The organism is Streptomyces solicamelliae, from assembly GCF_045348655.1.
GTDB lineage: Bacteria > Actinomycetota > Actinomycetes > Streptomycetales > Streptomycetaceae > Streptomyces > Streptomyces solicamelliae.
Genome location: NZ_CP160404.1, coordinates 1,055,087 through 1,073,880, shown reverse-complemented (window position 1 = coordinate 1,073,880; position 18,794 = coordinate 1,055,087). Strand labels below are relative to the sequence as shown.

The following is an 18,794-nucleotide window of genomic DNA, read 5'->3' as shown; positions in this document are numbered from 1 at the left end:
CCCCGGCCGTTCCCCCTGGGAGCGCCGGGGGCGGTACCGTGCCCGGAGGCATCGGACGTACGAACGAGACGGAGTGGCACCGGATGCAGCACGGGATGGGGGCTCTGCCGCCGGAGTCGGGTGGCTGGCCGCCCACGGGCCATCAGCCTCCGGGGAGTGCGGCCGGGCCGGTCCCGCCGACGGGTGCGCCTCTGCCGCCCACCGACGGACCGGCCGGTGTGCCGGGGCCGCAGGACGAACAGGAGCCCACGGCCCGGCTGCAGGTCATCCGCGCCGCGTCGACCCCCGGTCACGGCAGCCGCCCGCCGGTACCGCCCCCGCCGGGCACCTCCCGGCACCCGCAGCAGCCGTACGCGGGGCAGCACCCGGGCACGCCCGCCGCGCCGCAGCCTCCGCACCCCGGCGCCCCCGCCGGCTCCCCGGCCCCGCATCCCGCCGGCCCGACCGGGCAGCACCCCGGCGCGCAGCCCGCCCCGCCCGGCGCCCCCGTGCCGCCGCCCGGGCAGCAGGCGCAGCACCCCGGACCCGCGTGGGGGAGCGGGATGCCGCGGGACACCACCGGGCACGTCCCGCTGCCGCCCGGCGGACCGGTCGCCATGCCCGCGCCGCCGGCCGTCGAGCTCGGCACCGGCAACGCGACGCTCGCCGTGCTGCTCATAGGCCCCGCGGGGGCCGGGAAGACCACCGTCGCCAAGCACTGGGCCCGCACCCGCCGGGTGCCCACCGCGCACATCAGCCTGGACGACGTGCGCGAATGGGTCTGCTCCGGCTTCGCCGACCCGCAGACCGGCTGGAACGAGAACTCCGAGGCCCAGTACCGCCTCGCTCGCCGCACCTGCGGCTTCGCCGCGCGCAACTTCCTCGCCAACGGCATCTCCTGCATCCTCGACGACGCCGTCTTCCCCGACCGCCCGGTGGTCGGCCTCGGCGGCTGGAAGCGGCACGTCGGCCCCGGCCTGCTCCCCGTCGTCCTGCTGCCCGGCCTGGAGATCGTCCTGGAGCGCAACGCCGAGCGCAGCGGCAACCGGCGGCTCTCCGACGAGGAGGTCGCCTCCATCCACGGCCGGATGGCCGGCTGGTACGGCTCGGGCCTGCCGATCATCGACAACTCCAAGTACGACGTGGAGACCACCGCCCGCGTCCTCGACGACGTCCTGGCCCGCTCCATAGCCAGCCCGCCCACCTGGTAGCGGGCCCGGCGGCCCGGGGCGCTCCCCGGTCGGACCTCACGACGGGCCGGGTCGCGCGGACGCTCGTAGGCTCGGAACATGTCACAGGTGTACGCGGACCGCCGTGTCCGGCTGCGCGACCGCTGCGCGGCCGCCGGCAGCACGGCTGCCCTGGTCTCCCGCCCCGCCAACGTCCGCTATCTCGCGGGCGGTTCGCCTCCCGGCGCGGTCCTGCTCCTGGGCCCGAAGGAGGACCTGCTGCTCTGCCCCGTCACGCCCGGCGGCGATCCCGCCCACGGCCGGCTCGACGAGGACCTCCCGCTGACGGTGCTGCCTCCCGGTGCGCCCATCGGCGATCCCGCCGTCGCGGCCGTCGACACGGCCCGCAGATCGGGGGCCGACTCGCTCGCCGTGGAGGAGCACCACCTCACCGTGGCCCGGCACCGGGCCATGGGCTCGGTCGCCCCCAAGCTGCGTCTCGCGGATCTCGCCGGTGCCGTGGAACAGCTGCGGATCGTCAAGGACGAGGACGAGATCGCCTGTCTGCGGATCTCCGCCGAGATCGCCGACCAGGCGCTGGGGGAGCTGCTGGAGTCGATCCTCGTCGGCCGCACGGAGCGTCATCTCGCCCTGGAGCTGGAGCGCCGGCTGGTCGACCACGGGGCTGACGGCGCGGCCTTCCCGACCTCGGTCGGCACCGGGCCGAACTCCGGTCGCAGCGGCCACCGCCCCACCGACCGGCGCGTCGAGGAGGGCGACTTCCTCTCCGTCTGCCTGGGCGCGAACTACCGCGGTTACCGCTCCGAGATCGGCCGCACCTTCGTCATCGGCACCACCCCCGCGGACTGGCAGATCGAGCTGTACGACCTCGTCTTCGCCGCTCAGCGGGCCGGCCGGGAGGCCCTCGCACCCGGGGCGGAGTTCCGGGACGTGGACCGGGCGGCCCGCCAGATCCTGGACGGCACAGGCCACGGCGAGACCCTCGAGCCCCGCATCGGGCACGGCGTCGGTCTGGAAATCGACGAGGACCCGCAGCTCGCACCTTCCGCCATGGGTAAACTGGACGCTTGTGTGCCGGTCACCGTCGAACCGGGGGTCCACCTCCCGGGCCGGGGCGGGGTCCGGATCGATGACACGCTCGTCGTACGCCAGGAGGCGGACGGCGGACCCGAGCTACTCACCATCACGACCAAGGAGCTGCTCGCGCTGTAGGGCGCGCCCGCCTCCCCGGTCCCACGTCAGTCCAGGAGATTCCGCAACCGTGGCTTCCACGAACGACCTCAAGAACGGCATGGTGCTCAAGCTCGAAGGCGGCCAGCTCTGGTCCGTCGTCGAGTTCCAGCACGTCAAGCCCGGCAAGGGCCCGGCCTTCGTGCGCACCAAGCTCAAGAACGTGCTGTCCGGCAAGGTCGTCGACAAGACCTTCAACGCCGGCGTGAAGGTCGACACGGCCACCATCGACCGTCGCGACATGCAGTTCTCGTACATGGACGGCGACTACTTCGTCTTCATGGACATGGACACCTACGACCAGCTGCACGTCGACCGCAAGTCCGTCGGCGACGCCGCCAACTTCCTGATCGAGGGCTTCAACGCCCAGGTCGCGCAGCACGAGGGCGAGGTGCTCTACGTCGAGCTCCCGGCCGCCGTCGAGCTCACCATCCAGGAGACCGAGCCGGGCGTCCAGGGCGACCGCTCCACCGGTGGCACCAAGCCCGCCATCCTGGAGACCGGCCACCAGATCCAGGTCCCGCTCTTCATCACCACCGGTGAGAAGGTCAAGGTCGACACCCGCACCAGCGACTACCTCGGCCGGGTGAACAGCTAACCGTGGCTGCCCGCAGCAAGGCCCGTAAGCGGGCCTTCCAGATCCTCTTCGAGGCCGACCAGCGCGGCGCGTCCGTGCAGGAGGTCCTCGCGGACTGGGTACGGCACGCGCGGTCCGACGACCGTCAGCCGCCGGTCAGCGAGTTCACCATGCAGCTCGTGGAGGGGTACGCGCAGCACGTCGCGCGCATCGACGAGCTGATCGCCACCTACGCGGTGGACTGGGAGCTCGACCGGATGCCGGTCGCCGACCGGAACATCGTGCGCCTCGGCGCGTACGAGCTGATCTGGGAGGACGGCACGCCGGACGCGGTGGCGATCGACGAGGCGGTACAGCTCGCCAAGGAGTTCTCCACCGACGAGTCGCCGACCTTCGTCAACGGTCTGCTGGCGCGCTTCAAGGACCTGAAGCCGCGCCTTCGCCGGGACGCCGAGGCGGGCGCCTAGTCCGTCCCGTGCGCCCCGGCAGTCGAAGGGGCCCGCAGCACTCGGTGCTGCGGGCCCCTTCGCCGTACCCGGGCACGTGCCCGGGCGGGGAGCAGGCCGTGGGACGCAGGGCGGGCCGTCGGACACCGGCGGGCCCAGGGGCCCGGAGCGCACCTGGCAGGCCCGGAGAACGCCGCCGGGGCGGCGGGAAGGCCGTATGCCCCTCCCGCCGCCCCGGCGGCACGTTTCTGCTACTGCGGAGTCGCCCGACTCAGCTCTCCTCGTGGGCGACCGCGCGACGCGCGTCCGCGTCCAGGACGCCCCAGCTGATCAGCTGCTCGGTGAGCACCGAGGGCGACTGGTCGTAGATCACGGCGAGGGTGCGCAGGTCGTCCTGGCGGATCGACAGCACCTTGCCGTTGTAGTCGCCGCGCTGCGACTGGATGGTCGCCGCGTAGCGCTGCAGCGGGCCGGCCTTCTCCGCGGGGACGTGGGCCAGGCGCTCCAGGTCGAGGACGAGCTTCGGCGGCGGCTCGGCGGCCCCGCCGGGGGTGGTGCCCGGGAGCAGCTCCTGCACCGGGACGCCGTAGAAGTCCGCCAGCTCGGCCAGACGCTGCACGGTCACCGCACGGTCACCACGCTCGTACGAGCCGACGACGACGGCCTTCCAGCGCCCCTGGGACTTCTCCTCCACACCATGGAGGGAGAGGCCCTGCTGGGTGCGGATCGCGCGGAGCTTGGCCCCGAGCTGCTTTGCGTATTCGCTGGACATAACGCTCCCGGACGCTGTGACGACATGCGGCTGCGCCGCGCGGCTGGTAACTCACTGTGAGGTTACGCAGCGTTACTTGGCTCCGTCAAGCCGAATGGTCCATACCGCCCACTCCCGGGGGACGGGGCACGGAGCGGCGACGGGGGCGTGGGCGGGGCGGTCGCCCGCCCCTGGTAGGGTTGACGGCGCACATCAGACGTCCTTTAAGAACCGTCCCGTGAGGCGGAGAAGGAGGTCCGTTTCGTATGGACGCACAGCAGGACATCCAGGGGTCCGGTACGGCACGCGCCGTGCTCGAAGCCCCCGACATCGCGCGGGTCCTCACCCGCATCGCCCACGAGATCGTCGAACGCGCCAAGGGCGCCGACGACGTGGTGCTCCTCGGCATTCCGACCCGGGGCGTGTTCCTCGCCCGCCGGCTGGCCGACAAGCTCGCGGAGATCACCGGACGGAAGATCCCGGTCGGCTCGCTGGACATCACCATGTACCGCGACGACCTGCGGATGAAGCCCGCCCGCGCCCTCGGCCGCACCGAGATCCCCGGTGACGGCCTCGACGGCCGCCTGGTCGTGCTGGTCGACGACGTGCTCTTCTCCGGCCGCACCATCCGCGCCGCGCTCGACGCGCTCGGCGACCTCGGCCGCCCGCGCGCCGTCCAGCTCGCGGTCCTGGTCGACCGCGGCCACCGCGAGCTGCCGATCCGCGCCGACTACGTCGGCAAGAACCTCCCCACGTCGCTGCGCGAGACGGTCAAGGTCCAGCTCGCCGAGGAGGACGGTCGCGACACCGTGCTGCTCGGCAGCAAGCCCGCCTCCGCCTAGGGCCTGTCCCAGCACCGGCTCCCCCCGCCGGGTCCAGGGCACACCCCTGCGCGCCCGCAGCCCGTCACACCTCCCGATCACGGAGCACACCCCGATGATGCGTCACCTCATCTCGGCCGCCGATCTCACCCGCGACGACGCCGTCCTGATCCTCGACACCGCCGAGGAGATGGCCCGGGTGGCCGACCGGCCGATCAAGAAGCTGCCCACCCTGCGCGGCCGCACGATCTGCAACCTCTTCTTCGAGGACTCCACCCGGACCCGGATCTCCTTCGAGGCCGCCGAGAAGCGCCTCTCCGCCGATGTCATCAACTTCGCGGCCAAGGGCTCCAGCGTCTCCAAGGGCGAGTCCCTCAAGGACACTGCCCAGACACTGGAGGCGATGGGCGTCGACGCCGTCGTCATCCGGCACGGCGCGTCCGGCGCCCCCTACCGGCTGGCCACCTCCGGCTGGATCGACGCCCCGGTGATCAACGCCGGTGACGGCACCCACCAGCACCCCACGCAGGCCCTGCTCGACGCCTTCACCATGCGCCGCCGCCTGATCGGCCGGGACGCCGGGCTCGGCCAGGACCTGGCCGGCAAGCGCATCACGCTGGTCGGTGACGTGCTGCACAGCCGGGTCGCGCGCTCCAACGTCGACCTGCTGCACACCCTCGGCGCCGAGGTCACCCTGGTGGCCCCGCCGACGCTGGTCCCGGTCGGCGTCGAGACCTGGCCCTGCGAGGTCTCGTACGACCTCGACAACGTGCTGCCGAAGTCCGACGCGGTGATGATGCTGCGTGTGCAGCGCGAGCGGATGAACGCGGCCTTCTTCCCGACCGAGCGCGAGTACTCGCGGCGGTACGGGCTCGACGGCGACCGGATGGCGAGGATGCCCGAGCACGCCATCGTCATGCACCCCGGCCCCATGGTCCGCGGCATGGAGATCACCGCCGAGGTCGCCGACTCCGACCGCTGCACGGTCGTCGAGCAGGTCGCCAACGGCGTCTCCATCCGGATGGCCGTCCTCTACCTGCTTCTGGGCGGCAACGAGCCCGCCGTCAGCCACACCCGTACCGAGGAGAGCAAGTAGTCATGAGCAAGATCCTGATCCGCGGTGCGAAGGTGCTGGGCGGCGAGCAGCAGGACGTCCTGATCGACGGCGAGACCATCGCCGAGGTGGGTACGGGCCTGGCCGCCGAGGGCGCGCAGGTGATCGAGGCCGAGGGCCGGATCCTCCTGCCCGGCCTGGTCGACCTGCACACCCACCTGCGCGAGCCCGGCCGTGAGGACTCCGAGACCGTCCTCACCGGCACGCAGGCCGCGGCCTCCGGCGGCTACACCGCCGTCTTCGCGATGGCCAACACCTTCCCGGTCGCCGACACCGCCGGCGTCGTCGAGCAGGTCTACCGCCTCGGCAAGGAGCACGGCTACTGCGACGTGCAGCCCATCGGCGCCGTCACCGTCGGCCTGGAGGGCAAGAAGCTCGCCGAGCTCGGCGCCATGCACGACTCCGCCGCCGGCGTCACCGTCTTCTCCGACGACGGCAAGTGCGTCGACGACGCCGTGATCATGCGCCGCGCCCTGGAGTACGTGAAGGCCTTCGGCGGCGTCGTCGCCCAGCACGCCCAGGAGCCCCGCCTCACCGAGGGCGCCCAGATGAACGAGGGCATCGTCTCCGCCGAGTTGGGCCTCGGCGGCTGGCCCGCCGTCGCCGAGGAATCGATCATCGCCCGCGACGTGCTGCTCGCCGAGCACGTCGGCTCCCGCGTCCACATCTGCCACCTCTCCACCGCCGGCTCCGTCGAGATCGTCCGCTGGGCCAAGTCCCGCGGCATCGACGTCACCGCCGAGGTCACCCCGCACCACCTCCTCCTGACGGACGAGATGGTCCGCACGTACAACCCGGTCTACAAGGTCAACCCGCCGCTGCGCACCGAGCGCGACGTGCTGGCCCTGCGCGAGGCGCTGGCCGACGGCACCATCGACATCGTCGCCACCGACCACGCCCCGCACCCGCACGAGGACAAGGACTGCGAGTGGGCCGCGGCCGCCATGGGCATGGTCGGCCTGGAGACCGCGCTCTCCGTCGTCCAGCAGACGATGGTCGAGACCGGACTGCTCGACTGGGCCGGCGTCGCCGACCGGATGTCCTTCGCCCCGGCCCGGATCGGACAGGCCGCGGGCCACGGCCGGCCCGTCTCGGCTGGTGAGCCCGCGAACCTCACGCTGGTCGATCCGGCATACCGTGGTGCCGTGGACCCCGCGGGCTTCGCCTCCCGCAGCCGCAACACCCCGTACGAGGGCCGCGAGCTGCCGGGGCGCATCACCCACACCTTCCTGCGGGGCCGCGCGACGGTCGTGGACGGGAAGCTCGCGTGACACTCATCAACCTGGCCGCCGAGCAGAAATCGGCGGAAGTGACCGACTGGGCCGCCCGGCTCGGCTGGGTCGCCGGACTGCTGCTCTTCATCGCCTTCGTGTACTGGCTGATGCGCCAGGGATGGAAGTGGCGGGGCAGCCTCCAGTCCGGACTCCCCGAACTCGCCGCCCTCCCGTCTCCCACCACCACCCTCAACGGAGGCGGCAAGCCGCCGCTGCCCGGAATGCCGGAGCAGCCCGGCGAGGCGAGACTGGAGCTCAGCGGGCGCTACCACGGCTCGACGACCGCCGGTCAGTGGCTCGACCGGATCGTGGCGCACGGGCTCGGCACCCGCAGCCGGGTCGAGCTCACCCTGACCGACCAGGGACTGGCCGTCGTCCGCCCCGGCGCGAACGACTTCTTCATCCCCGCCGCGGACCTGCGCGAGGCGCGCCTCGACAAGGGCATCGCCGGCAAGGTCCTCGCCGAGGGCGGGCTGCTGATCGTCACCTGGGCACACGGTGACGCGCTGCTCGACTCCGGCTTCCGGTCCGACCACGCGGCGGAGCACGCCGCCTGGGTCGAGGCCGTCAACACCATGAACCACGCACGCACGACGGAAGGCACCGCACGATGACGACCTCCACCCGGGGAGCCAAGGCTCCCGCCGTACTCGTCCTGGAGGACGGCCGCATCTTCCGCGGCCGCGCCTACGGGGCCGTGGGGGTGACCTTCGGCGAGGCGGTGTTCAACACCGGCATGACCGGCTACCAGGAGACCCTGACCGACCCCTCCTACCACCGCCAGGTCGTCGTGATGACCGCCCCGCACGTCGGCAACACCGGCGTCAACGACGAGGACCCCGAGTCCGCGAAGATCTGGGTGGCCGGCTACGTCGTCCGCGACCCCGCCCGCGTCCCGTCCAACTGGCGCTCCAGGCGCTCCCTGGACGAGGAGCTGGCCCACCAGGGCGTCGTCGGCATCTCCGGCATCGACACCCGCGCCCTCACCCGCCACCTGCGCGAGCGCGGCGCCATGCGCGTCGGCATCTTCTCCGGCAACGCGCTGCCCGACGAGGGCACCATGCTCGCCGAGGTGCGCCAGGCCCCCGAGATGAGCGGCGCCGACCTCTCCGCCGAGGTCGCCACCAAGGAGACGTACGTCGTCCCCGCGATCGGTGAGAAGAAGTTCACCGTCGCCGCCGTCGACCTCGGCATCAAGGGCATGACCCCGCACCGGATGGCCGAGCGCGGCATCGAGGTGCACGTGCTGCCCGCCACCGCCACCGCCGACGACGTCTTCGCCGTGAACCCCGACGGCGTGTTCTTCTCCAACGGCCCGGGCGACCCGTCCACCGCCGACGGCCCCGTCGCCGTCATGCAGGAGGTCCTGCGCCGCAGGACGCCGCTGTTCGGCATCTGCTTCGGCAACCAGATCCTCGGCCGCGCCCTCGGCTTCGGCACCTACAAGCTGAAGTACGGCCACCGCGGCATCAACCAGCCGGTCCAGGACCGCACCACCGGCAAGGTCGAGGTCACCGCGCACAACCACGGCTTCGCCGTCGACGCGCCGCTCGACAAGGTCTCCGACACCCCCTTCGGGCGCGCCGAGGTCTCCCACGTGTGCCTGAACGACAACGTCGTGGAGGGCCTGCAGCTGCTCGACCAGCCGGCCTTCTCCGTCCAGTACCACCCCGAGGCGGCCGCGGGCCCGCACGACGCCGCGTACCTCTTCGACCGCTTCGTTTCTCTGATGGAGGCCGAGCGTGCCTAAGCGCACCGATATCCAGTCCGTCCTGGTCATCGGCTCCGGCCCGATCGTCATCGGCCAGGCCGCCGAGTTCGACTACTCCGGCACCCAGGCCTGCCGGGTCCTCAAGTCCGAGGGCCTGCGCGTCATCCTGGTCAACTCCAACCCGGCCACGATCATGACCGACCCGGAGATCGCCGACGCCACGTACGTCGAGCCGATCACCCCCGAGTTCGTCGAGAAGATCATCGCCAAGGAGCGCCCGGACGCGCTCCTGCCGACGCTGGGCGGCCAGACGGCCCTCAACACCGCGATCTCCATGCACGAGCAGGGTGTCCTCGAGAAGTACGGCGTCGAGCTCATCGGCGCCAACGTCGAGGCCATCCACAAGGGCGAGGACCGCGACCTCTTCAAGGGCGTCGTCGAGGCCGTCAACGCCAAGATCGGCCACGGCGAGTCCGCCCGCTCGGTCATCTGCCACTCCATGGACGACGTCCTCGCGGGCGTCGAGACCCTCGGCGGCTACCCGGTCGTCGTCCGCCCCTCCTTCACCATGGGCGGCGCCGGCTCCGGCTTCGCGCACGACGAGGAGGAGCTGCGCCGCATCGCCGGCCAGGGTCTGACGCTCTCCCCGACCACCGAGGTGCTCCTGGAGGAGTCCATCCTCGGCTGGAAGGAGTACGAGCTGGAGCTGATGCGCGACAAGCACGACAACGTCGTGGTCGTCTGCTCCATCGAGAACTTCGACCCGATGGGCGTGCACACCGGTGACTCGATCACCGTCGCCCCGGCGATGACGCTGACCGACCGCGAGTACCAGGTGCTGCGCGACATCGGCATCGCGATCATCCGCGAGGTCGGCGTCGACACCGGCGGCTGCAACATCCAGTTCGCGGTCAACCCCGTCGACGGCCGGATCATCGTCATCGAGATGAACCCGCGCGTCTCCCGCTCCTCCGCGCTCGCCTCCAAGGCCACCGGCTTCCCGATCGCCAAGATCGCCGCCCGGCTCGCCGTCGGCTATACGCTGGACGAGATCCCGAACGACATCACCGAGAAGACCCCGGCGTCGTTCGAGCCCACCCTCGACTACGTCGTGGTCAAGGCCCCGCGCTTCGCCTTCGAGAAGTTCCCGCAGGCCGACTCCACCCTCACCACCACCATGAAGTCGGTCGGCGAGGCCATGGCCATCGGCCGCAACTTCACCGAGGCGCTGCAGAAGGCCCTGCGCTCCCTGGAGAAGAAGGGCTCGCAGTTCACGTTCGTGGGCGAGACCGGTGACAAGGCCGAGCTGCTCGCCGAGGCGGTCCGCCCCACCGACGGCCGCATCAACACGGTCATGCAGGCCATCCGCGCGGGCGCCACGCCCGAGGAGGTCTTCGAGTCCACGAAGATCGACCCGTGGTTCGTCGACCAGCTCTTCCTGATCAAGGAGATCGCCGACGAGCTGGCCGCCGCCGAGAAGCTCGACCCGGAGCTGCTCGCCGAGGCCAAGCGGCACGGCTTCTCCGACGCCCAGATCGCCGAGATCCGCGGCCTGCGCGAGGACGTCGTCCGCGAGGTCCGGCACGCCCTCGGTGTCCGCCCGGTCTACAAGACGGTCGACACCTGCGCCGCCGAGTTCGCCGCGAAGACCCCGTACTTCTACTCCTCGTACGACGAGGAGAGCGAGGTCGCCCCGCGCGAGAAGCCCGCGGTGATCATCCTGGGCTCCGGCCCGAACCGTATCGGCCAGGGCATCGAGTTCGACTACTCCTGCGTCCACGCCTCCTTCGCGCTCAGCGACGCGGGCTACGAGACCGTGATGGTCAACTGCAACCCGGAGACCGTCTCCACGGACTACGACACCTCCGACCGCCTGTACTTCGAGCCGCTGACGCTCGAGGACGTTCTGGAGATCGTGCACGCCGAGTCCCTCGCCGGCCCGATCGCCGGTGTCGTCGTCCAGCTCGGCGGCCAGACCCCGCTGGGCCTCTCCCAGGCGCTGAAGGACAACGGCGTCCCGGTCGTCGGCACCTCGCCGGAGGCCATCCACGCCGCCGAGGACCGCGGCGCCTTCGGCCAGGTCCTCGCCGAGGCCGGCCTGCCCGCCCCCAAGCACGGCACCGCGACCACCTTCGCCGGCGCCAAGGCCATCGCCGACGAGATCGGCTACCCGGTCCTGGTCCGCCCGTCGTACGTGCTCGGCGGCCGCGGCATGGAGATCGTGTACGACGAGACCCGCCTCGAGTCGTACATCGCCGAGTCCACCGAGATCAGCCCCACCCGGCCGGTCCTGGTCGACCGCTTCCTCGACGACGCGATCGAGATCGACGTCGACGCGCTCTACGACGGCCACGAGCTGTACCTCGGCGGCGTCATGGAGCACATCGAGGAGGCCGGCATCCACTCCGGCGACTCGGCCTGCGCCCTGCCCCCGATCACCCTCGGCGGCTTCGACATCAAGCGGCTGCGCGCCTCCACCGAGGCCATCGCCAAGGGCGTCGGCGTGCGCGGCCTGATCAACATCCAGTTCGCCATGGCCGGCGACATCCTGTACGTCCTGGAGGCCAACCCGCGCGCCTCCCGCACCGTCCCCTTCACCTCGAAGGCGACCGCGGTGCCGCTGGCGAAGGCGGCCGCCCGGATCTCCCTGGGCGCCACCATCGCCGAGCTGCGCGAGGAGGGCCTGCTGCCGAAGACCGGCGACGGCGGCGAGCTGCCGCTCGACGCGCCGATCTCCGTCAAGGAGGCCGTGATGCCGTGGACCCGCTTCCGCGACATCCAGGGCCGCGGCGTGGACACGGTCCTCGGCCCGGAGATGCGCTCCACCGGCGAGGTCATGGGCATCGACACGGTCTTCGGCACGGCGTACGCCAAGTCCCAGGCCGGCGCGTACGGCCCGCTGCCCACCAAGGGCCGCGCGTTCATCTCGGTCGCCAACCGCGACAAGCGCTCGATGATCTTCCCGGCCCGCGAGCTGGTCGCCCACGGCTTCGAGCTGATGGCCACCTCCGGCACCGCCGAGGTCCTCAAGCGCAACGGCATCAACGCCACGGTCGTGCGCAAGCAGTCCGAGGGCGAGGGCCCGAACGGCGAGAAGACCATCGTCCAGCTGATCCACGACGGCCAGGTCGACCTGATCGTCAACACCCCGTACGGCACCGGCGGCCGCCTCGACGGCTACGACATCCGTACGGCGGCGGTGGCGCGCAGCGTCCCGTGCCTCACCACGGTCCAGGCGCTCGCCGCGGCCGTCCAGGGCATCGACGCGCTCAACCACGGCGACGTGGGCGTCCGCTCGCTCCAGGAGCACGCGGAACACCTGACCGCGGCCCGCGACTAGCAGCCCGTACGAGGAGGGGGACACCGGCAGGACCTGCGGTGTCCCCCTCGTCATGAGCACACCTGGACGACAGACACATGTACAAGTTCTTCTTCAACCTGGTCTTCAAGCGGATGGACCCCGAGGAGGCCCACTACCTGGCCTTCCGCTGGATCCGCCTGGCCGTCCGCATCCCTGTGCTGCGCACCTTCGCCGCGGCCGTCCTCGCCCCCCGGTACGAGGCGCTGCGCACCGAGGCCCTGGGCCTGCGGATGCACGGCCCCTTCGGCCTCGCGGCCGGCTTCGACAAGAACGCGGTCGCGATCGACGGCATGTCGATGCTGGGCTTCGACCACGTCGAGATCGGCACGGTCACCGGGGAGCCCCAGCCGGGCAACCCCAAGAAGCGGCTCTTCCGCCTCGTCGCGGACCGCGCGCTGATCAACCGCATGGGCTTCAACAACGAGGGCTCCGCCGCCGTCGCCGAGCGCCTGGGCGCCCGCAAGCCGGTGTTCAGGACCGTCGTGGGCGTGAACATCGGCAAGACCAAGGTCGTCCCGGAGGCCGAGGCCGCCGCCGACTACGTGAAGTCGACCGAGCGGCTCGCCGCCCACGCCGACTACCTCGTCGTCAACGTCTCCTCGCCGAACACCCCCGGCCTGCGCAACCTCCAGGCCACCGAGTCGCTGCGCCCGCTGCTCACCGCCGTCCGGGAGGCCGCCGACCGCACCGTCACCGACCGTCGCGTCCCGCTCCTCGTCAAGATCGCCCCCGACCTCGCCGACGAGGACGTGGACGCCGTCGCCGACCTCGCCCTGGAGCTGGGCCTGGACGGCATCATCGCCACCAACACCACCATCGCCCGCGAGGGCCTCGGCCTGAAGTCCGACCCGGCCCTCGTCCAGGAGACCGGCGGCCTGTCCGGCGCCCCCGTCAAGGCCCGCTCCCTGGAGGTCCTGCGCCGCCTGTACGCACGCGTGGGCGACCGGATCGTCCTCGTGGGCGTCGGCGGCATCGAGAACGCCGAGGACGCCTGGCAGCGGATCCTCGCCGGCGCGACCCTGATCCAGGGCTACAGCGCCTTCATCTACGAGGGCCCGTTCTACTCCCGCGCGATCCACAAGGGCCTGGCCGCCCGCCTGGCCGCCTCCCCGTACGACACCCTCGCCGAGGCCGTCGGCGCCGACACCCGAAAGGCCACCGCATGAACGACTCCTTCGGTGCACGTCTCCGCTCCGCCATGGACGAGCGCGGTCCGCTCTGCGTCGGCATCGACCCGCACGCCTCCCTGCTCGCCTCCTGGGGCCTGAAGGACGACGTCGACGGCCTGGAGACCTTCACCCGGACCGTGGTGGAGGCGCTCGCCGAGACCGTCGCCGTCTTCAAGCCGCAGTCGGCCTTCTTCGAGCGCTTCGGCTCGCGCGGCATCGCCGTCCTGGAGCGCGCCGTCGCCGACCTGCGGGCGGCCGGCGGCCTGGTCGTCATGGACGCCAAGCGCGGCGACATCGGCTCCACCATGGCCGCCTACGCGGAGACCTTCCTGCGCCCGGAGTCCCCGCTGTTCTCGGACGCGCTCACGGTCTCCCCGTACCTCGGCTACGGCTCGCTGAAGCCGGCCGTCGACCTGGCCCGGGAGTCCGGCGCCGGGCTGTTCGTCCTGGCCCTCACCTCCAACCCGGAGGGCGCCGAGGTCCAGCGCGCGGTCCGCGAGGACGGCCGGACCATCGGCGCGACGATGCTGGCGCACCTGGCGGAGGAGAACGCGGGGGAGAGCCCGATGGGCTCCTTCGGCGCGGTCGTCGGCGCGACCCTGGGCGACCTGTCCTCGTTCGACCTGGACATCAACGGCCCGCTGCTCGCCCCCGGCATCGGCGCGCAGGGCGCGACGGCCGCCGATCTCCCGGCGGTCTTCGGCCCGGCGGTGCGCAACGTGGTGCCGAACGTGAGCCGCGGCGTCCTGAAGGAGGGCCCCGACGCGACCGCGCTGAGGGCCGCAGCCGAGCGGTTCGCGGACGAGATCCGGGCCGCCGTCGCCGTCTGACCCGTCGGAGCCGTCTCAGTTGTCGAACGGCGAGGGCGAAAATCCTCGGCATAATGCCGGGATTGTCCCGGTCGGTGGTGCCAGACTCGATCCTGACCAGGACTTTTCGTCTGTTCTCGCTGACTGGAGCGGTCCTGGCCGCTAGTCTCCGACGCAGAGTCGTCGTGGCGAATGGCCCAGGCCACCGCCATGTGACTCGCCGCATGTGGGGCGACCACGTTCCTCAGCGGTCCGTATCCGACAGTTCGACATCCGAGGTGACGTAGGCGTGGCTCTTCCGCCCCTTACCCCTGAACAGCGCGCAGCCGCGCTCGAAAAGGCCGCCGCGGCTCGCCGGGAGCGGGCCGAGGTCAAGAATCGACTCAAGCACTCCGGCGCCTCCCTCAACGAGGTCATCGAGCAGGGCCAGAAGAACGACGTGATCGGCAAGATGAAGGTCTCGGCGCTGCTCGAGTCCCTGCCGGGCGTCGGCAAGGTCCGTGCCAAGCAGATCATGGAAAGGCTCGGCATCTCCGAGAGCCGCCGCGTGCGCGGTCTCGGCACCAACCAGATCGCCGCCCTGCAGCGGGAGTTCGGCACCACGGGCGCCTGAGTCCGGGACGGCGTCCCGGGCACACCCGCGAAGCTGGAATAATCGCTGCATGGCAGCAGAGGTACGTCCGCGGCTGACCGTGCTCTCCGGCCCCTCCGGGGTCGGCAAGAGCACGGTCGTCGCTCATATGCGCAAGGTCCACCCCGAGGTCTGGCTCTCGGTGTCGGCCACGACACGGAAGCCCCGGCCCGGCGAGAAGCACGGTGTCCAGTACTTCTTCGTCTCCGACGACGAGTTCGACAAGCTGATCGCCAACGGCGAGCTCCTCGAGTGGGCCGAGTTCGCGGGCAACCGCTACGGCACGCCTCGTCGGGCGGTCCAGGACCGCCTGGAGGCGGGCGAGCCCGTCCTGCTGGAGATCGACCTCCAGGGCGCGCGCCAGGTGAAGGAGTCCATGAAGGACTCCCAGCTGGTGTTCCTGGCCCCGCCCAGCTGGGACGAGCTGGTCCGCCGGCTCACCGGCCGGGGCACCGAGTCGCCCGAGGTGATCGAGCGCCGGCTGGCGGCGGCCAAGATCGAGCTGGCCGCCGAAACCGAGTTCGACACCACCCTTGTGAACACCTCCGTCGAGGACGTAGCACGTGAGCTGCTAGCCTTGATGCAGGTTCTTTGATCTTTTTCCCCTTTTCGGAAGGTAGAGCGTGTCCTCTTCCATCACCGCGCCCGAGGGCATCATCAACCCGCCGATCGACGAGCTGCTCGAGGCCACGGACTCGAAGTACAGCCTCGTGATCTACGCGGCCAAGCGCGCGCGTCAGATCAACGCGTACTACTCCCAGCTCGGCGAGGGCCTGCTGGAGTACGTCGGTCCGCTGGTGGACACCCACGTCCACGAGAAGCCGCTCTCGATCGCGCTGCGCGAGATCAACGCGGGCCTGCTGACCTCCGAGGCCATCGAGGGCCCGGCGCAGTAAGCACGAAACGCTTGTCACCACAGGCCCGGCGGAACAACCGCCGGGCCTGTGGTGTCTCATGGAGTCGTACGCATCCGAGTGCGGGGAGTGAGTAGTGGTGACCAAGCCGAAGGTCGTTCTGGGGGTCAGCGGCGGCATCGCCGCGTACAAGGCCTGCGAGCTGCTGCGGCGGCTCACGGAGTCCGGCCACGACGTGCGCGTCGTCCCCACCGACTCGGCGCTGCACTTCGTCGGCGCCGCCACCTGGTCCGCGCTCTCCGGCAACCCCGTCTCGACCGAGGTGTGGGAGTCCGTCCACGAGGTCCCGCACGTCCGGATCGGCCAGGGCGCCGACCTCGTCGTCGTCGCGCCCGCCACCGCCGACATGCTGGCCAAGGCCGCCCACGGGCTCGCCGACGACCTGCTCACCAACACCCTGCTCACCGCCCGATGTCCGGTGGTCTTCGCGCCCGCCATGCACACCGAGATGTGGGAGCACCCGGCCACCCAGGAGAACGTGGCCACCCTCCGCCGCCGCGGCGCCCTCGTCATCGAGCCCGCCGTCGGCCGGCTGACCGGCGTCGACACTGGCAAGGGCCGGCTGCCCGACCCCGGCGAGATCTTCGAGGTCTGCCGCCGCGTGCTCGCCCGGGGGACGGCCGAGCCCGACCTCGCCGGCCGCCATGTCGTGGTCAGCGCCGGCGGCACCCGCGAGCCGCTCGACCCGGTCCGCTACCTCGGCAACCGTTCCTCCGGCAAGCAGGGCTACGCCCTCGCCAAGGCCGCCGCGGCGCGCGGCGCGCGGGTCACGCTCATCGAGGCCAACACCGGCATCCCCGACCCGGCCGGCGTCGACGTCGTCCACGTCGGCACCGCGCTCCAGCTGCGCGAGGCGGTCGTCAAGGCCGCCTCGGACGCCGACGCGGTGGTGATGGCGGCGGCCGTCGCCGACTTCCGTCCGGCCGTCTACGCCCCCGGCAAGATCAAGAAGAAGGACGACGGCGGCGCGCCCACCGTCGAGCTGGTGCGCAATCCGGACATCCTGGCGGAGATCTCCGCCGACCGTGTCCTGGACGGCCAGGTGATCGTCGGCTTCGCCGCCGAGACCGACGACGTCCTCGCCAACGGCCGCGACAAGCTCCGCCGCAAGGGCTGCGACCTGCTCGTGGTCAACGAGGTCGGGGAGCGCAAGACCTTCGGTCAGGAGGAGAACGAGGCCGTGATCCTCGCCACCGACGGCGGTGAGACGCCGGTGCCGTACGGACCGAAGGAGGCGCTCGCCGAGACGGTCTGGGACCTCGTCGCCCCGCGGCTGCGTCCTCTGCCGGCGTAACCGCTCCGGTACCATCGGGATGAATCCGTACATCGGCGACACATGGTGAGCATGCTGTGCGGAACTGGGCCTTTCGGGTGTACGGCGGAGCCATTCGCCGTACAGGAGATGACCATTTCCCGGGTGATCCCTCTCCCACCTTGCGAGACACCTGGTCATACGCCCGATGGCGCCCGATAAACTGTTCTCGGAACGACGCGGGGCGCAGCCCCCTGCTGTTCCGTAAATGATCAGCCAGCAGCCGCTGCAACCACAGGGAGCGTTGTGTCCCGTCGTCTGTTCACCTCGGAGTCCGTGACCGAGGGTCACCCCGACAAGATCGCTGACCAGATCAGCGACACCATTCTCGACGCGCTGCTCCGGGAGGACCCCACCTCCCGCGTCGCCGTGGAGACCCTGATCACCACCGGCCTGGTCCACGTGGCCGGCGAGGTCACCACCAAGGCCTGGGCGGACATCCCCACCCTGGTGCGCAACAAGATCCTCGAGATCGGGTACGACTCCTCGAAGAAGGGCTTCGACGGCGCCTCCTGCGGCGTCTCGGTCTCCATCGGGTCGCAGTCCCCGGACATCGCGCAGGGTGTCGACACCGCGTACGAGAAGCGCGTCGAGGGCGACGAGGACGAGCTGGACAAGCAGGGTGCCGGCGACCAGGGTCTGATGTTCGGCTACGCGTCGGACGAGACGCCGGAGCTGATGCCGCTGCCGATCTACCTGGCGCACCGGCTGTCGCGCCGGCTGACCGAGGTCCGCAAGAACGGGACCATCCCGTACCTGCGTCCCGACGGCAAGACGCAGGTGACCATCGAGTACGACGGTGACAAGGCCGTGCGTCTGGACACGGTCGTGGTGTCCTCGCAGCACGCCTCGGACATCGACCTGGACTCGCTGCTGGCGCCCGACATCCGGGAGTTCGTGGTCGAGCACGTGCTGAAGCAGCTCGTCGAGGACGGCATCAAGCTGGACACCGAGGGCTACCGCCTGCTGGTGAACCCGACCGGTCGTTTCGAGATCGGCGGTCCGATGGGTGACGCGGGCCTGACCGGCCGGAAGATCATCATCGACACGTACGGCGGCATGGCCCGTCACGGCGGCGGTGCCTTCTCCGGCAAGGACCCGTCCAAGGTCGACCGCTCGGCCGCCTACGCGATGCGCTGGGTCGCCAAGAACGTGGTGGCGGCCGGTCTGGCCTCGCGCTGCGAGGTCCAGGTCGCGTACGCCATCGGCAAGGCGGAGCCGGTCGGTCTGTTCGTCGAGACCTTCGGCACCCACACCGTCGAGACGGAGAAGATCGAGCACGCCATCGGCGAGGTCTTCGACCTCCGCCCGGCCGCGATCATCCGCGCGCTGGACCTGCTGCGCCCGATCTACGCCCAGACCGCCGCGTACGGCCACTTCGGCCGTGAGCTGCCGGACTTCACCTGGGAGCGCACCGACCGCGTCGAGGCGCTGCGCAAGGCCGCCGGTATCTGACGCTTCCGTCGTGCCCGCACGGCCCCGGACCTGCTGGTCCGGGGCCGTCG

Annotated in this window: 18 protein-coding genes; 17 read left to right on the top strand and 1 reads right to left on the bottom strand. The window is 71.2% G+C overall.

Going from position 1 to position 18,794, the window contains the following annotated elements:
* The first annotated feature begins 83 nt into the window (after positions 1–83).
* The 4 genes from ABZO31_RS04920 to nusB all read left to right on the top strand — a co-directional run bounded on the left by ABZO31_RS04920 (position 84) and on the right by nusB (position 3,443).
* Positions 84–1,190 carry an AAA family ATPase gene (locus ABZO31_RS04920; RefSeq protein WP_406859721.1) on the top strand — a complete coding sequence of 369 codons (1,107 nt, stop codon included), beginning with the start codon at positions 84–86 and terminating at the stop codon, positions 1,188–1,190.
* 78 nt (positions 1,191–1,268) lie between these two features.
* A complete protein-coding gene (locus ABZO31_RS04915) occupies positions 1,269–2,381 on the top strand; it encodes an aminopeptidase P family protein (RefSeq protein WP_406859720.1) in 1,113 nt (370 codons plus the stop codon).
* A 49-nt stretch (positions 2,382–2,430) separates the two neighbouring features.
* Complete coding sequence (gene efp, locus ABZO31_RS04910) at positions 2,431–2,997, top strand: elongation factor P (RefSeq protein WP_406859719.1); 567 nt, start codon at positions 2,431–2,433, stop codon at positions 2,995–2,997.
* 2 nt (positions 2,998–2,999) lie between these two features.
* Positions 3,000–3,443 (top strand): transcription antitermination factor NusB, encoded by a 444-nt coding sequence (gene nusB, locus ABZO31_RS04905; protein ID WP_406859718.1) that lies wholly within the window; start codon positions 3,000–3,002, stop codon positions 3,441–3,443.
* A gap of 250 nt (positions 3,444–3,693) precedes the next feature.
* Here nusB and bldD read toward each other — a convergent pair whose 3' ends face one another.
* A complete protein-coding gene (bldD, locus tag ABZO31_RS04900; protein ID WP_030607052.1) occupies positions 3,694–4,194 on the bottom strand; it encodes a transcriptional regulator BldD in 501 nt (166 codons plus the stop codon).
* Positions 4,195–4,439: 245 nt separating this feature from the next.
* Here bldD and pyrR point away from each other — a divergent pair, with 245 nt between their 5' ends.
* From pyrR to metK, 13 genes are all read left to right on the top strand, one after another.
* A complete protein-coding gene (pyrR, locus tag ABZO31_RS04895) occupies positions 4,440–5,015 on the top strand; it encodes a bifunctional pyr operon transcriptional regulator/uracil phosphoribosyltransferase PyrR (protein WP_406859717.1) in 576 nt (191 codons plus the stop codon).
* A gap of 94 nt (positions 5,016–5,109) precedes the next feature.
* On the top strand, positions 5,110–6,090 hold the full coding sequence (locus tag ABZO31_RS04890; RefSeq protein ID WP_406859716.1) for an aspartate carbamoyltransferase catalytic subunit: 981 nt from the start codon (positions 5,110–5,112) through the stop codon (positions 6,088–6,090).
* 2 nt (positions 6,091–6,092) lie between these two features.
* Positions 6,093–7,379, top strand: coding sequence for a dihydroorotase (locus tag ABZO31_RS04885; RefSeq protein ID WP_406859715.1), 1,287 nt, complete (start codon positions 6,093–6,095; stop codon positions 7,377–7,379).
* Positions 7,376–7,996, top strand: a complete 621-nt coding sequence (locus ABZO31_RS04880; protein WP_406859714.1) for a hypothetical protein — start codon at positions 7,376–7,378, stop codon at positions 7,994–7,996. The genes ABZO31_RS04885 and ABZO31_RS04880 overlap by 4 nt, the downstream gene beginning before the upstream one ends.
* A complete protein-coding gene (gene carA, locus ABZO31_RS04875) occupies positions 7,993–9,132 on the top strand; it encodes a glutamine-hydrolyzing carbamoyl-phosphate synthase small subunit (RefSeq protein WP_406859713.1) in 1,140 nt (379 codons plus the stop codon). The genes ABZO31_RS04880 and carA overlap by 4 nt, the downstream gene beginning before the upstream one ends.
* Positions 9,125–12,433, top strand: a complete 3,309-nt coding sequence (gene carB, locus ABZO31_RS04870) for a carbamoyl-phosphate synthase large subunit (protein WP_406859712.1) — start codon at positions 9,125–9,127, stop codon at positions 12,431–12,433. Before carA ends, carB begins: the two co-directional genes overlap by 8 nt.
* A gap of 77 nt (positions 12,434–12,510) precedes the next feature.
* Entirely contained in the window at positions 12,511–13,620 is a 1,110-nt protein-coding gene (locus ABZO31_RS04865; protein ID WP_406859711.1) for a quinone-dependent dihydroorotate dehydrogenase, read from the top strand.
* The gene (pyrF, locus tag ABZO31_RS04860) at positions 13,617–14,453 is read left to right on the top strand and encodes an orotidine-5'-phosphate decarboxylase (protein WP_406859710.1); all 837 of its coding nucleotides are present in this window, start codon (positions 13,617–13,619) and stop codon (positions 14,451–14,453) included. Before ABZO31_RS04865 ends, pyrF begins: the two co-directional genes overlap by 4 nt.
* Before the next feature lie 268 nt (positions 14,454–14,721).
* Positions 14,722–15,045 (top strand): integration host factor, actinobacterial type, encoded by a 324-nt coding sequence (mihF, locus tag ABZO31_RS04855; protein ID WP_406859709.1) that lies wholly within the window; start codon positions 14,722–14,724, stop codon positions 15,043–15,045.
* 49 nt (positions 15,046–15,094) lie between these two features.
* Positions 15,095–15,658, top strand: a complete 564-nt coding sequence (gene gmk / locus ABZO31_RS04850; protein WP_406859708.1) for a guanylate kinase — start codon at positions 15,095–15,097, stop codon at positions 15,656–15,658.
* Positions 15,659–15,686: 28 nt separating this feature from the next.
* The gene (gene rpoZ, locus ABZO31_RS04845) at positions 15,687–15,959 is read left to right on the top strand and encodes a DNA-directed RNA polymerase subunit omega (RefSeq protein ID WP_005319902.1); all 273 of its coding nucleotides are present in this window, start codon (positions 15,687–15,689) and stop codon (positions 15,957–15,959) included.
* A 97-nt stretch (positions 15,960–16,056) separates the two neighbouring features.
* Positions 16,057–17,271 (top strand): bifunctional phosphopantothenoylcysteine decarboxylase/phosphopantothenate--cysteine ligase CoaBC, encoded by a 1,215-nt coding sequence (coaBC, locus tag ABZO31_RS04840; RefSeq protein WP_406859707.1) that lies wholly within the window; start codon positions 16,057–16,059, stop codon positions 17,269–17,271.
* Positions 17,272–17,535: 264 nt separating this feature from the next.
* Complete coding sequence (metK, locus tag ABZO31_RS04835) at positions 17,536–18,744, top strand: methionine adenosyltransferase (RefSeq protein WP_406859705.1); 1,209 nt, start codon at positions 17,536–17,538, stop codon at positions 18,742–18,744.
* Positions 18,745–18,794 lie beyond the last annotated feature (50 nt).